This is a genomic window from Bradyrhizobium daqingense (genome assembly GCF_021044685.1).
Classification (GTDB): domain Bacteria; phylum Pseudomonadota; class Alphaproteobacteria; order Rhizobiales; family Xanthobacteraceae; genus Bradyrhizobium; species Bradyrhizobium daqingense.
In genome coordinates, this window is sequence record NZ_CP088014.1 from 5,983,436 (window position 1) to 5,996,295 (window position 12,860).

The following is a 12,860-nucleotide window of genomic DNA, read 5'->3' on the forward strand; positions in this document are numbered from 1 at the left end:
CTTCAGAGGCTTGCGCCCCAATCCTCAAATTCTGTTAGAAGCTCAGCCCGCTCTCACGCGCCGCGTCGGCGAGAGCCTTGACGCGCCCGTGATAGAGGTAGCTGCCGCGATCGAACACGACTTCCTTGACGCCCTTCTCCGCCGCGCGCTCGGCCAGCAGCTTGCCGACCGCCTTCGCCGCATCAATGTCGGCGCCGGTCTTGCCGCCGTCGCGCATCGCCTTCTCCAGCGAGGAGGCAGAGGCGAGCGTCTCGCCCTTCAGGTCGTCGATGACCTGGGCGTAGATGTGCTTGGACGAGCGGAACACCGACAGACGCGGACGGCCACCACCGGAGCGGCGCAGCTTCAGCCGCACACTCCGCTTGCGCCGGGCATTCGTAACCTTGGCTTTGGACATGACCGGCTCCGTTACTTCTTCTTGCCTTCCTTGCGGAAGATGAATTCGCCAACATACTTCACGCCCTTGCCCTTGTAGGGCTCCGGCGGGCGATAGGCCCGGATCTCGGCCGCCACCTGGCCGACGCGCTGGACGTCGCTGCCGGTCACCGTGATCTCGGTCGGCTTCGGAACGGTGATCGTGATACCTTCCGGGATCGGGTAGATCACGTCGTGGCTGTAACCGAGCGCGAGCTGCAGGTTCTTGCCCTGCATCGCGGCGCGGTAACCGACGCCGGTGATCTCGAGCTTCTTCTCGAAGCCCTTGGTGACACCTTCGACCAGATTCGCGACCTGGGCGCGAGCGGTGCCGTACAGCGCCCGCGCGCGGTTGGTCTCGGCCCGCGGATTGACCTTGATCTGGCCGCTCTCGAGCTTCACCTCGACTTCGTCATGGACGACGAACTGAAGCTGGCCCTTCGGCCCCTTCATCTTGACGGTCTGCCCATCGACGGTCGCGGTCACACCCGACGGAACCGCCACAGGCCTTTTGCCAACACGTGACATGGATGAAAAATCCTTCTCAGAACACCGTGAAGAGGACTTCACCGCCCACATTCGCGTCGCGCGCGCTGTGGTCGGCCATGATCCCCTTCGGGGTCGACAACACCGAAATGCCGAGCCCGTTGTTGACCCGCGGCAGGTTCTTCACCGAGGCGTAGACACGGCGCCCGGGCTTGGAAACACGTTCGATCTCGCGGATGACGGGCTCGCCGTCGAAATATTTCAGCTCGATCTCGATCTCGCTGCGGCCCGAGGAGTGCTCGAGCGTGGCGTAACCGCGGATGTAGCCTTCGGACTTGAGGACCTCGAGCACGTTCTCGCGCATCTTGGAGCCAGGCGTGGACACCTTGGTCTTGGAGCGCATCTGCGCGTTGCGGATGCGGGTGATCAGATCGCTGATTGGATCGTGCGTAGACATCTAAACGACCCTCCTTACCAGCTCGACTTCACGAGGCCCGGGACCATGCCCTTGGAGCCAAGGTCGCGGAGCGCGATACGGGACAGCTTGTTCTTGCGGTAGTTCGAGCGCGGGCGGCCCGACAGCTCGCAGCGCAGGCGGATGCGGGTCGCCGACGAGTTGCGCGGCATTTCCGCCAGCTTCAACGTCGCAGCAAAACGCTCTTCCATCGGCAGCTTCTTGTCGGCGATGATCGCCTTCAACCGCTCGCGCTTGGCGGCGGCGTTCTTCACCATCCGCTTGCGCCGGTTGTTCTTCTCGACTGAACTCTTCTTTGCCATGCTTGGCTCCTGGGTATCCGCGTTTGAGAGGCTTTAGGTCAGCGTCTCACTGCCGGAACGGGAAATTGAAAGCGGTCAACAAGGCCCTCGCCTCTTCGTCGGTCTTGGCCGTGGTGCAGACGGTGATGTCCATGCCGCGGGCTTCCGTGACCTTGTCGAAGTCGATCTCGGGGAAAATGATGTGCTCCTTGATGCCGAGCGAGTAGTTGCCACGGCCGTCGAAGCTCTTCGGGTTCAGGCCGCGGAAGTCGCGGACGCGCGGCAGCGCGACCGTCACCAGGCGATCGATGAACTCGTACATGCGGGCCTTGCGCAGCGTGACCTTGCAGCCGATCGGCTGGTTCTCACGCAGCTTGAAGGTCGCGATCGCGATGCGCGAATAGGTCACGATCGCCTTCTGGCCGGCGATCTGGGTCAATTCGGCGGCGGCGGTCTCGGCCTTCTTGCGGTCGTTGACGGAATCGCCAACGCCCATGTTCAGCACGACCTTGTCCAGACGCGGAACCTGCATGACGTTCTCGTAACCGAACTTCTCGGTCAGCGCCGTGCGGATCTTCGCATCGTATTCCGCGCGCAGGCGCGGCGTGTAAGCGGCCTCAGCCATCGATCTCAGCTCCCGAGCTCTTGGCGATGCGGACCTTCTTGCCGTCCGCCAGAATCTTGAATCCGACGCGGGTCGGCTTTCCGTCCTTGCCGACATACGCGATGTTGGACAGTTGGATCGGCGCCTCTTTCGAGATGATGCCGCCTTCCTGGGCCTGCGTCTGCTTCTGGTGACGCTTGACCACGTTGATGCCGCGCACCAGCGCCGTGCCGGCGTCGGGGCGCACCTCGAACACTTCGCCGGTGCGACCCTTGTCGCGACCGGTCAGCACGACGACCTTGTCGCCCTTGCGGATCTTCGCAGCCATCACAGCACCTCCGGCGCGAGCGAGATGATCTTCATGTGGTTCTTGGCGCGCAGTTCGCGCGGCACGGGCCCGAAGATACGGGTACCGACCGGCTCGGCCTGATTGTTGATCAGGACGGCGGCGTTGCGGTCGAAGCGGATGACCGAACCGTCGGCGCGGCGGATGTCCTTGCGGACGCGCACCACGACGGCCTTCATCACGTCGCCCTTCTTCACCTTGCCACGCGGAATGGCTTCCTTGATCGAGACGACGATGATGTCGCCGATCGTGGCGTAGCGGCGCTTGGAGCCTCCGAGCACCTTGATACACATGACACGGCGTGCGCCAGAATTGTCGGCCACGTCGAGGTTGGTCTGCATCTGAATCATTGATGCACCTCGTCCTCTTTCTATTTGCGCCAGCCCAGCCGGCGCTCAACATTTCCCTGAAGTCAGTCGGCTAAGGCCAACAGATCAGGCGCTTTTCTTGTGCTCGCCCCGGATCACGACCCAGCGCTTCAACTTCGAAATCGGCTTCGATTCCTCGATCCACACCACGTCGCCCGGCTTGAACTGGTTGCTCTCGTCGTGTGCGTGATAGTTCTTCGAACGGCGGATCGTCTTCTTGTAGATCGGGTGCGTGAAGCGGCGATCGACGCGCACCACGATGGTCTTGGCTTGCTTGTCGCTGACGACCACGCCCTGCAAAGTACGTTTCGGCATCTTCGTAAGCCTCTTACTTCTTCTTCGCGCGCGTCTGCGCGGCGACGGTCTTGATCCGGGCGATGTCACGGCGGGCCTCGCGCAGGCGCGAGGTGTTCTCGAGCTGCCCGGTGGCGCGCTGGAAGCGCAGGTTGAAGCGCTCCTTCTTCAGGTTCAGGATGGCGTCATCCTGCTGGTCGGGGCTCATCGCGCGGATGTCTTCGATCTTCATCTGGGCCATGGCCATTACTCCGCAATGCGCTCGACGAAGCGCGTCTTGATCGGCAGCTTGGCCGCCGCCAGGGTCAGCGCCTCACGCGCGGTCTGGGTGTTGACGCCGTCGATCTCGAACAGCACCCGGCCCGGCTTGACGCGTGCGACCCACAGTTCCGGCGAACCCTTGCCGGAGCCCATGCGGACTTCGGCCGGCTTCTTCGACACCGGAAGGTCGGGAAACACGCGGATCCAGACGCGGCCGGCGCGCTTCATGTGGCGGGTCAGCGCGCGGCGGGCGGCTTCGATCTGGCGCGCGGTGACGCGCTCAGGCTCGGTCGCCTTCAGGCCGTACTGGCCGAACGCCAACGTCGCGCCCGAAGACGCAACGCCGTGGATGCGGCCCTTATGCGCCTTCCGGAACTTCGTTTTCTTAGGTTGCATCATGGCTTTAAGCCCTCAAATTCCTGTCTGGCTTTAGGCTGCGGCCGTCTCGCGGCGCTGACGGCCGCCACGATCGCTGCTGCCGCCGGTGTCGCCCTCGGCCATTCGCTTGTCCTGGGCCATCGGATCGTGCTCGAGGATCTCGCCCTTGAAGATCCAGACCTTGACGCCGCAGGTGCCGAAGGTCGTGAACGCGGTCGCAACGCCGTAGTCGATATCGGCGCGCAGCGTGTGCAGCGGCACGCGGCCTTCGCGATACCACTCCATGCGCGCGATTTCCGCACCGCCCAGACGCCCCGAGCAGTTGATGCGGATGCCTTCCGCACCGAGACGCATCGCCGACTGCACGGCGCGCTTCATGGCACGGCGGAACGCCACGCGGCGCTCCAGCTGCTGCGCGATCGATTCGGCCACCAGCGTCGCATCGAGCTCCGGCTTGCGGATCTCGACGATGTTGATGACGACGTCGGACGAGGTGATGTCCGCGACCTTCTTGCGCAGCTTGTCGATGTCGGCGCCCTTCTTGCCGATCACCACGCCCGGACGGGCCGAGTGGATGGTGACGCGGCACTTCTTGTGCGGACGCTCGATCACGATGCGGGCGACGGCCGCCTGCTTGAGTTCCTTGTGCAGGATCTCGCGGATCTTGACGTCCTCGTGCAACAGCTTGCCGTATTCCTGCTTGCCGGCGAACCAGCGGGAATCCCAGGTCCGGTTGATGCCGAGACGCAGACCGATCGGATTGATCTTTTGACCCATCGTGTTCTCCTGCGCCCTTAAGCCGCTGCTTCGGCTTCGACCTGACGAACGATGATCGTCAGCTGCGAAAATGGTTTGTAGACACGGCCCGAGCGGCCACGGCCGCGGGCGGCAAAGCGCTTCATCACGAGGCCGTTGCCGACGAACGCCTGCGCCACGACGAGATCATCGACGTCGAGGTCGTGGTTGTTCTCGGCATTGGCGATAGCCGATTCCAGGCACTTCTTCACGTCGACCGCGATCCGCTTGCGCGAAAACTGCAGGTCGGCGAGCGCAGCAGACGCCTTCCGGCCGCGAATGAGCTGGGCGACCAGGTTGAGCTTCTGCGGGCTCACCCGCAGCATCCGGGCGACCGCCTTGGCCTCGTTGTCGGCAAGGCTCCGTTCGCGCTTAGGTTTGCTCATCGTTTAATCCTCAAGCCTTCTTGGCTTTCTTGTCGCCGGAGTGGCCATGGAAGGTCCGGGTCGGCGAGAACTCGCCGAACTTGTGACCGACCATTTCCTCGTTGACGGCCACCGGCACGTGCTTCTGACCGTTGTAGACGCCGAAGGTCAGGCCGACGAACTGCGGCAGGATCGTCGAGCGACGGCTCCAGATCTTGATGACGTCGTGACGGCCGGACGAGCGGGCGGCATCTGCCTTCTTGAGCAGAGAACCCTCGACGAACGGGCCTTTCCAGACTGAACGAACCATGTCCGGCGTTCCTTACTTCTTCCGCTTATGGCGGCTTAGGAGAATGAATTTGTTGGTCGACTTGTTGGTGCGGGTCTTCTTGCCCTTGGTCGGCTTGCCCCACGGAGTGACCGGGTGGCGACCGCCCGAGGTACGACCTTCACCACCGCCGTGCGGATGGTCGATCGGGTTCATCGCGACACCGCGGTTGTGCGGGCGACGGCCCATCCAACGCTTGCGGCCGGCCTTGCCGATCGAGGTGTTCATGTGATCCGGGTTCGACACCGCGCCGATCGTGCCGCGGCAACGGCCGTGCACGAGGCGCTGCTCGCCCGAGTTCAGGCGGATGATCACGTAGTCCTGGTCGCGGCCGACGAGCTGGGCGTAGGTGCCCGCGGAACGGGCGAGCTGGCCGCCCTTCCCGATCTTGACCTCGATGTTGTGGATGATCGTTCCGACCGGCATGTTGCCGAGCGGCATGACGTTGCCCGGCTTCACGTCGACGTAGTTGCCGGCGATGATGGTGTCACCCACGGCCAGGCGCTGCGGCGCCAGGATGTAGGCCTGCTCGCCGTCCTGATACTTGATCAGGGCGATGAAGCCCGTGCGGTTCGGATCGTATTCGAGCCGCTCGACGGTTGCGGGGACGTCGACCTTCTCACGCTTGAAGTCGACGGTGCGCAGCGTCTGCTTGTGACCACCGCCGCGGAAGCGCACGGTGATGCGGCCGGTGTTGTTGCGGCCGCCCGAGGACTTCTTGCCCTCGGTGAGCGCCTTCAGCGGCTTGCCCTTGTAGAGGGCCGAACGATCGACCATGACCAGCTGGCGCTGGCCCGGCGTCGTAGGATTGAATGTCTTCAGTGCCATCGTCGTGCGACCTTACAGACCGGTGGTGACGTCGATCCGGTGGCCCTCTTCGAGGGTCACGATCGCGCGCTTGGTGTTCGACTGCGAACCGATGTTGCCGCGGAAGGCCTTGACCTTGCCCTTACGGACCAGCGTGTTGACGCTCTTGACCTTGACGTCAAACAGCTTCTCGATCGCTTCCTTGATCTGCGGCTTGGTCGCCTTCGCAGCCACCTTGAACAGCACCTTGTTGTGCTCCGAGGCGATCGTCGCCTTTTCGGTCACGACCGGCGACAGGATCACGTCGTAGTGGCGAGGCTCGATGTTCTTCGTCATTTGAAGCGCGCCTCCAGCGCATCGATGGCGGCCTTGGTCAGAACGAGCTTCTGACGGCGCAGGATGTCATAGACATTGATGCCCTGGATCGGCAGCACGTCCATGTTCGGAATGTTGCGGGCCGCAGCGGCAAAGCCGTTGTTGAGCTCGGCGCCGTCGATGATCAGCGCGTTGGTGAGCCCGAGGCCCGAGAAATGACCGAGCAGCGCCTTGGTCTTCGCGGCTTCCAGCGCAGCCTTCTCGATCACGACGAGATCGCCGTCCTTGGCCTTGGCCGACAGCGCATGCTTCAGCGCCAGCGCACGAACCTTCTTCGGCAGGTCGGTGGCGTGCGAACGCACCACCGGACCGAAGGCACGACCACCGCCACGGAACTGCGGCACGCGCGCCGAGCCGTGACGAGCACCGCCGGTGCCCTTCTGCTTGTACATCTTCTTGCCGGTACGCCAGATCTCGGCGCGGCCCTTGGCCTTGTGCGTGCCGGCCTGGCGCTTGTTGAGCTGCCACTGCACGCAGCGCGCGATGATGTCCTCGCGCGGCTCGAGACCGAAAATGGCGTCGGAGAGCTGGACGGAGCCGGCTTCCTTACCTTCGAGGGTGGTGACCTTCAGTTCCATCTCACGCCTCCTGCGCAGCGGGAGCTGCGTCCGCTTCGCCAGCAACCTTGAACTTGCCGGGCTTCGGAGCTTCCTTCGGCAGCGGCTTCTTGACGGCGTCGCGCACGCGGATCCAGCCGCCCTTGGAGCCGGGAACGGCGCCTTCGACGAGGATCAGGCCGCGCTCGACATCGAGCTGAACGACGCGGAGGTTGAGCGTGGTGATGCGGTCGACGCCCATGTGGCCAGGCATCTTCTTGTTCTTCCAGGTCTTGCCGGGGTCCTGACGGCCGCCGGTCGAACCGATCGAACGGTGCGAGATCGACACACCGTGCGTGGCGCGAAGGCCGCCGAAGTTCCAGCGCTTCATGCCGCCGGCGAAACCCTTACCGACCGAGGTGCCGGTGACGTCGACGAACTGGCCGACGACGAAGTGGTCGGCCTGGATCTCGGCGCCGACAGGGATCATGGCGTCCGCGGTGACCCGGAACTCCTCGACCCGGCGCTTGGGCTCGACCTTGGCGACGGCGAACTGACCGCGCTCGGCCTTGGGCATGTAAACGGTCTTGCGGCTGCCAGAACCGAGCTGGAGCGCGACGTAACCGTTCTTCTCTTCGGTGCGGTGGCCTACGACCTGGCAATTGCCGAGCTTCAGCACGGTCACGGGGATATGTTCGCCGGCCTCCGTGAAGACCCGCGTCATCCCGACCTTTTGTGCGATCACTCCGGAGCGCATCGGCTTGCTTCCTGTTCTTTCTGTCCTTGCGGACTAGCTAATCTTCGGTGCGGGCAAGACCCGGTCCGAGAACCGGTGCCCACTTCTCGGGGTCTTGCTCAGAGCTTGATCTCGACGTCGACACCGGCGGCCAGATCGAGCTTCATCAAAGCATCGACGGTCTGCGGGGTCGGATCGACGATGTCGAGCAGGCGCTTGTGCGTGCGCATCTCGAACTGTTCGCGGCTCTTCTTGTCGACGTGGGGCGAACGGTTGACGGTGAACTTCTCGATGCGGGTGGGCAGCGGAATGGGTCCGCGGACCTGCGCGCCGGTGCGCTTCGCCGTGTTCACGATCTCGCGGGTCGACGTATCGAGGATTCGATGGTCGAACGCCTTGAGACGGATACGAATGTTTTGGCCGTTCATTGCCGAATCTTTCTTAGTGAGTGGCGAGTAGCGAATAGCGAATAGAAACTATTCGCCACTCGCCATTCCCTATTCGCATTGTTACTCGATGATCGAGGCGACGACGCCGGCGCCGACGGTGCGGCCGCCTTCGCGGATCGCGAAGCGGAGCTTCTCTTCCATCGCGATCGGCACGATCAGGTGCACTTCCATCGCGATGTTATCGCCCGGCATCACCATCTCGGTGCCTTCCGGCAGGTGCACGACACCGGTCACGTCGGTGGTGCGGAAGTAGAACTGCGGACGGTAGTTGGTGAAGAACGGGGTGTGGCGACCGCCCTCTTCCTTGGTGAGGATGTAGGCCTCGGCCTTGAACTTGGTGTGCGGCTTGACCGAACCCGGCTTGGCCAGAACCTGGCCGCGCTCGACGTCCTCGCGCTTGGTGCCGCGGAGCAGAGCGCCGATGTTGTCGCCGGCCTGACCCTGATCGAGCAGCTTGCGGAACATCTCGACGCCGGTGACGGTGGTCTTCTGGGTGGCACGGAGACCGACGATCTCGATTTCCTCGCCGACCTTGACGACGCCGCGCTCGACACGGCCGGTCACCACGGTGCCGCGGCCCGAGATCGAGAACACGTCTTCAACCGGCATCAGGAACGGCTGGTCGATCGGACGCTCCGGCTGCGGGATGTACTCGTCGACGTTGCGCATCAGCTCGAGGATGGCGTCGTGGCCGAGCTTCTTGTCGGAGTCTTCGAGAGCGGCGAGCGCCGAACCCTTGATGATCGGGATCTTGTCGCCGGGGAATTCGTACTTCGAGAGCAGCTCGCGGACTTCGAGCTCGACGAGCTCGAGCAGTTCCGGATCGTCGACCATGTCGCACTTGTTGAGGAACACGACCAGCGCGGGCACGCCGACCTGGCGGGCGAGCAGGATGTGCTCGCGGGTCTGCGGCATCGGGCCGTCAGCGGCCGACACGACCAGGATCGCACCGTCCATCTGGGCGGCGCCGGTGATCATGTTCTTGACGTAGTCGGCGTGGCCGGGGCAGTCGACGTGGGCGTAGTGGCGGTTCTGCGTCTCGTACTCGACGTGCGCGGTCGAGATGGTGATGCCGCGGGCCTTCTCTTCCGGCGCCTTGTCGATCTGGTCGTACGCGGTGAACGTCGCGCCGCCGGTCTCGGCGAGGATCTTGGTGATCGCCGCGGTCAGCGACGTCTTGCCATGGTCGACGTGACCGATGGTGCCGATGTTGCAGTGCGGCTTGTTACGTTCAAACTTTGCTTTGGCCATTTGACTCTCCGTTCAATCGTCAGCTTGAGACCGACGACAATCAGGCAAACTTCTTCTGGACTTCTGCCGACACGTTGGCCGGCGCTTCTGCATAGTGGTCGAACTGCATGGTGAAGGTCGCGCGACCCTGGCTCATCGAGCGCAGATTGTTCACGTAACCGAACATGTTCATGAGCGGCACCATCGCGTTGATGACGTTGGCGTTGCCGCGCATGTCCTGACCCTGGATCTGACCGCGTCGGGAATTCAAGTCGCCGATGACCGAGCCGGTGTAGTCTTCCGGGGTCACCACTTCGACCTTCATGATCGGCTCGAGCAGGACGGACTTGCCCATCTGGAGCGCTTCGCGGAAGCAGGCGCGCGAGGCGATTTCGAAGGCGAGCGCCGACGAGTCGACGTCGTGATACTTGCCGTCGACGAGTTGCACCTTGACGTCGACCACGGGGAAGCCCGCGACCACGCCGGACGACAGCACGCTCTCCAGGCCCTTCTCGACGCCGGGGATGTATTCCTTCGGCACCGCGCCGCCGACGATCTTCGATTCGAACTCGTAGCCCTTGCCGGGCTCGTTCGGCTCGACGATGAACGACACGGCCGCGAACTGGCCGGTACCGCCGGTCTGCTTCTTGTGGGTGTAGCTGTGCTCCACCCGCTTGGTGACGCGCTCACGGAACGCCACCTGCGGCGCGCCGATGTTGGCGTCAACCTTGTAGGTGCGCTTGAGAATGTCGACCTTGATGTCGAGATGGAGTTCGCCCATGCCCTTGAGGATGGTCTGGCCGGACTCGTGGTCAGTCGACACGCGGAAGGACGGATCCTCCGCGGCGAGCTTGGCCAGCGCCACGCCCAACTTCTCCTGGTCGGCCTTGGACTTCGGCTCGATCGCGATCTCGATGACCGGCTCGGGGAATTCCATCTTCTCCAGGATCACCTGCTTGTCGGGATCGCACAGCGTGTCACCGGTGCGCGCTTCCTTCAGGCCGGCCAGCGCGACGATGTCGCCGGCATAGGCTTCCTTGATGTCCTCGCGGTTGTTCGCATGCATCAACAGCATGCGCCCGATCCGCTCCTTCTTCTCGCGGGTCGAGTTCACGACGCCGGTGCCGCTCTGCAGGATGCCGGAGTAGATGCGGCAGAAGGTGATGGTGCCGACGAACGGGTCGTCCATGATCTTGAACGCGAGCAGCGCCAGCGGCTCCTTGTCGTCCGCCTTGCGCACGACTTCGTTGCCCTTGTCGTCGGTGCCCTTGATCGCGGGCACGTCGAGCGGCGACGGCAGATAGTCGACGACGGCGTCGAGCAGCGGCTGCACGCCCTTGTTCTTGAAGGCCGAGCCGCACAGCACCGGATAGAACGCGCCGGTCAGAACCGCCTTGCGGATCAGGCGCTTCAGCGTCGCCTCGTCCGGCTCCTTGCCGTCGAGATAGGCGGCCATGGCATCGTCGTCGAGCTCGACGGCGGCTTCCACCATCTTCTCGCGGTATTCCTTGGCCTGGTCGACGAGATCTTCCGGAATGTCGACATAATCGAACTTCGCGCCGAGCGCTTCATCGTTCCAGACGACGCCCTTCATCTTCACGAGGTCGACGAGACCCTTGAAGTTGTTCTCGGCACCGATCGGCAGCTGGATCGCGACGGGCTTGGCGCCGAGGCGATCGACGATGTCGGACAGGCACTTGAAGAAGTCCGCACCGATCTTGTCCATCTTGTTGGCGAAGACGATGCGCGGAACCTTGTACTTGTCGCCCTGGCGCCAGACGGTCTCGGTCTGGGGCTCGACGCCCTGGTTGGAGTCGAGCACGCAGACGGCGCCGTCGAGCACGCGCAGCGAACGCTCGACCTCGATGGTGAAGTCCACGTGGCCGGGGGTGTCGATGATGTTCAGGCGCTTGCCGGCCCAGAAGGCGGTGGTCGCAGCCGAGGTGATCGTGATGCCACGCTCCTGCTCCTGCTCCATCCAGTCCATCGTCGCGGCACCTTCGTGCACTTCGCCGATCTTGTGGCTCTTGCCGGTGTAATAGAGGATGCGCTCGGTCGTCGTCGTCTTGCCGGCGTCGATATGCGCCATGATACCGAAGTTACGGTAGTCCTCGATGGCATGTTGGCGGGGCATAGGGTGTTCCTTGCGAGTCCGTTTGTTTCGCCGTTACCAGCGATAGTGCGAGAAGGCGCGGTTGGCTTCCGCCATGCGGTGCACGTCTTCGCGCTTCTTGACGGCGTTCCCACGATTGTTTGACGCATCCAGCAACTCGGCCGAAAGCCGCTCGGTCATGGTCTTCTCGTTGCGCTCGCGCGCGGCCGAGATCAGCCAGCGGATGCCAAGTGCTTGACGGCGGGTCGAACGAACTTCGACCGGAACCTGGTAGGTCGCGCCGCCGACGCGGCGGGAGCGAACCTCGATCGTCGGCATGACGTTCTCGAGCGCCTGCTCGAACACGCCGAGCGGGTTCTGCTTGGTCTTGGATTCGATGATCCCGAACGCACCGTAGACGATGCCTTCGGCAACCGACTTCTTGCCGGCGTACATCACCGAGTTCATGAACTTCGTGACGATGATGTTCCCGAACTTCGGATCCGGGAGAACTTCGCGCTTTTCCGCTGAATGGCGACGAGACATAGGCCTGGTTCCCGCTTACTTCGGACGCTTCGCGCCGTACTTCGAACGACGCTGCTTACGGTTCTTGACGCCCTGGGTATCCAGAACGCCGCGGAGGATGTGGTAGCGCACGCCGGGCAAGTCCTTGACGCGGCCGCCGCGGATCATGACCACCGAGTGCTCCTGGAGGTTATGGCCCTCGCCGGGGATGTAGCCGATCACCTCGAAGCCGTTGGTCAGGCGCACCTTGGCGACCTTACGAAGCGCCGAGTTCGGCTTCTTCGGGGTCGTGGTGTAGACGCGGGTGCAAACACCACGCTTCTGAGGCGACTGCTGCAGCGCCGGCACCTTCTTGCGCGACTTCTGCACTTCCCGCGGTTGAGCGATCAGCTGGTTGATCGTCGGCATCCTGGCCTTACCCTTTGTTCTGTCGCGACCCCTTCCGGGCCCGCTGTCTTGCCGCAGCCCGTTGCCGGGACCGCAAATTCTCTCGGGCCACCCGCCCGACGGGGCCGCCCTGCGCGGATCGATCCACACAAAGCGAAATTGCGCCAACCGCTCCATTGCTGAGCGGAAAGCGCTTCGACGCCACAGAGGACCGCAGTATTGAGGCCGATCAGCACAATGCCGCGGCCCGCGCACTGAGGTCATGCATCCGAGTTCGATCTCAAGAGAACGTGCTCAAGAGAACTAAAATCGCACTGGCATTGCCTAG

The 12,860-nt window shown here is 63.4% G+C and carries 22 protein-coding genes; all 22 read right to left on the reverse strand.

The window, feature by feature from the left end:
* Positions 1 to 34: 34 nt before the first annotated feature.
* The gene (gene rplR, locus LPJ38_RS28505) at positions 35 to 397 is read right to left on the reverse strand and encodes a 50S ribosomal protein L18 (RefSeq protein WP_008549238.1); all 363 of its coding nucleotides are present in this window, start codon (positions 395 to 397) and stop codon (positions 35 to 37) included.
* An 11-nt stretch (positions 398 to 408) separates the two neighbouring features.
* The gene (rplF, locus tag LPJ38_RS28510) at positions 409 to 942 is read right to left on the reverse strand and encodes a 50S ribosomal protein L6 (RefSeq protein WP_145629807.1); all 534 of its coding nucleotides are present in this window, start codon (positions 940 to 942) and stop codon (positions 409 to 411) included.
* 16 nt (positions 943 to 958) lie between these two features.
* A complete protein-coding gene (gene rpsH, locus LPJ38_RS28515) occupies positions 959 to 1,357 on the reverse strand; it encodes a 30S ribosomal protein S8 (protein ID WP_018322269.1) in 399 nt (132 codons plus the stop codon).
* A gap of 14 nt (positions 1,358 to 1,371) precedes the next feature.
* A complete protein-coding gene (rpsN, locus tag LPJ38_RS28520) occupies positions 1,372 to 1,677 on the reverse strand; it encodes a 30S ribosomal protein S14 (RefSeq protein ID WP_018647251.1) in 306 nt (101 codons plus the stop codon).
* Between the two features lie 46 nt (positions 1,678 to 1,723).
* Positions 1,724 to 2,281 carry a 50S ribosomal protein L5 gene (gene rplE / locus LPJ38_RS28525; protein WP_018647250.1) on the reverse strand — a complete coding sequence of 186 codons (558 nt, stop codon included), beginning with the start codon at positions 2,279 to 2,281 and terminating at the stop codon, positions 1,724 to 1,726.
* Positions 2,274 to 2,588 (reverse strand): 50S ribosomal protein L24, encoded by a 315-nt coding sequence (gene rplX, locus LPJ38_RS28530; RefSeq protein WP_008549245.1) that lies wholly within the window; start codon positions 2,586 to 2,588, stop codon positions 2,274 to 2,276. Before rplX ends, rplE begins: the two co-directional genes overlap by 8 nt.
* The gene (rplN, locus tag LPJ38_RS28535) at positions 2,588 to 2,956 is read right to left on the reverse strand and encodes a 50S ribosomal protein L14 (RefSeq protein ID WP_008549246.1); all 369 of its coding nucleotides are present in this window, start codon (positions 2,954 to 2,956) and stop codon (positions 2,588 to 2,590) included. Before rplN ends, rplX begins: the two co-directional genes overlap by 1 nt.
* 84 nt (positions 2,957 to 3,040) lie before the next feature.
* On the reverse strand, positions 3,041 to 3,289 hold the full coding sequence (gene rpsQ / locus LPJ38_RS28540; RefSeq protein ID WP_008549247.1) for a 30S ribosomal protein S17: 249 nt from the start codon (positions 3,287 to 3,289) through the stop codon (positions 3,041 to 3,043).
* A gap of 13 nt (positions 3,290 to 3,302) precedes the next feature.
* Complete coding sequence (gene rpmC, locus LPJ38_RS28545) at positions 3,303 to 3,509, reverse strand: 50S ribosomal protein L29 (protein ID WP_011088144.1); 207 nt, start codon at positions 3,507 to 3,509, stop codon at positions 3,303 to 3,305.
* 5 nt (positions 3,510 to 3,514) lie between these two features.
* Positions 3,515 to 3,928: a 50S ribosomal protein L16 gene (gene rplP, locus LPJ38_RS28550; RefSeq protein WP_008549252.1), complete on the reverse strand. Its 414-nt coding sequence runs from the start codon at positions 3,926 to 3,928 to the stop codon at positions 3,515 to 3,517.
* Between the two features lie 30 nt (positions 3,929 to 3,958).
* A complete protein-coding gene (gene rpsC / locus LPJ38_RS28555; protein WP_060736368.1) occupies positions 3,959 to 4,684 on the reverse strand; it encodes a 30S ribosomal protein S3 in 726 nt (241 codons plus the stop codon).
* A gap of 17 nt (positions 4,685 to 4,701) precedes the next feature.
* The gene (gene rplV, locus LPJ38_RS28560; protein WP_008549264.1) at positions 4,702 to 5,088 is read right to left on the reverse strand and encodes a 50S ribosomal protein L22; all 387 of its coding nucleotides are present in this window, start codon (positions 5,086 to 5,088) and stop codon (positions 4,702 to 4,704) included.
* Between the two features lie 10 nt (positions 5,089 to 5,098).
* Positions 5,099 to 5,377 carry a 30S ribosomal protein S19 gene (rpsS, locus tag LPJ38_RS28565; protein ID WP_007603021.1) on the reverse strand — a complete coding sequence of 93 codons (279 nt, stop codon included), beginning with the start codon at positions 5,375 to 5,377 and terminating at the stop codon, positions 5,099 to 5,101.
* A 12-nt stretch (positions 5,378 to 5,389) separates the two neighbouring features.
* On the reverse strand, positions 5,390 to 6,223 hold the full coding sequence (gene rplB / locus LPJ38_RS28570; protein ID WP_060736369.1) for a 50S ribosomal protein L2: 834 nt from the start codon (positions 6,221 to 6,223) through the stop codon (positions 5,390 to 5,392).
* 12 nt (positions 6,224 to 6,235) lie between these two features.
* A complete protein-coding gene (locus LPJ38_RS28575) occupies positions 6,236 to 6,538 on the reverse strand; it encodes a 50S ribosomal protein L23 (protein WP_008566601.1) in 303 nt (100 codons plus the stop codon).
* Positions 6,535 to 7,155 carry a 50S ribosomal protein L4 gene (gene rplD / locus LPJ38_RS28580; protein ID WP_018647243.1) on the reverse strand — a complete coding sequence of 207 codons (621 nt, stop codon included), beginning with the start codon at positions 7,153 to 7,155 and terminating at the stop codon, positions 6,535 to 6,537. The genes LPJ38_RS28575 and rplD overlap by 4 nt, the downstream gene beginning before the upstream one ends.
* Before the next feature lies 1 nt (position 7,156).
* Positions 7,157 to 7,870 carry a 50S ribosomal protein L3 gene (rplC, locus tag LPJ38_RS28585; protein ID WP_145629806.1) on the reverse strand — a complete coding sequence of 238 codons (714 nt, stop codon included), beginning with the start codon at positions 7,868 to 7,870 and terminating at the stop codon, positions 7,157 to 7,159.
* 98 nt (positions 7,871 to 7,968) lie between these two features.
* Positions 7,969 to 8,277: a 30S ribosomal protein S10 gene (rpsJ, locus tag LPJ38_RS28590; RefSeq protein ID WP_002712302.1), complete on the reverse strand. Its 309-nt coding sequence runs from the start codon at positions 8,275 to 8,277 to the stop codon at positions 7,969 to 7,971.
* An 81-nt stretch (positions 8,278 to 8,358) separates the two neighbouring features.
* The gene (gene tuf, locus LPJ38_RS28595; RefSeq protein WP_028177965.1) at positions 8,359 to 9,549 is read right to left on the reverse strand and encodes an elongation factor Tu; all 1,191 of its coding nucleotides are present in this window, start codon (positions 9,547 to 9,549) and stop codon (positions 8,359 to 8,361) included.
* Between the two features lie 40 nt (positions 9,550 to 9,589).
* Positions 9,590 to 11,662, reverse strand: coding sequence for an elongation factor G (gene fusA, locus LPJ38_RS28600; protein ID WP_130212054.1), 2,073 nt, complete (start codon positions 11,660 to 11,662; stop codon positions 9,590 to 9,592).
* A 33-nt stretch (positions 11,663 to 11,695) separates the two neighbouring features.
* Positions 11,696 to 12,166 (reverse strand): 30S ribosomal protein S7, encoded by a 471-nt coding sequence (gene rpsG / locus LPJ38_RS28605; protein WP_008136420.1) that lies wholly within the window; start codon positions 12,164 to 12,166, stop codon positions 11,696 to 11,698.
* A 15-nt stretch (positions 12,167 to 12,181) separates the two neighbouring features.
* A complete protein-coding gene (gene rpsL, locus LPJ38_RS28610; RefSeq protein ID WP_007603006.1) occupies positions 12,182 to 12,553 on the reverse strand; it encodes a 30S ribosomal protein S12 in 372 nt (123 codons plus the stop codon).
* Positions 12,554 to 12,860: the final 307 nt, after the last annotated feature.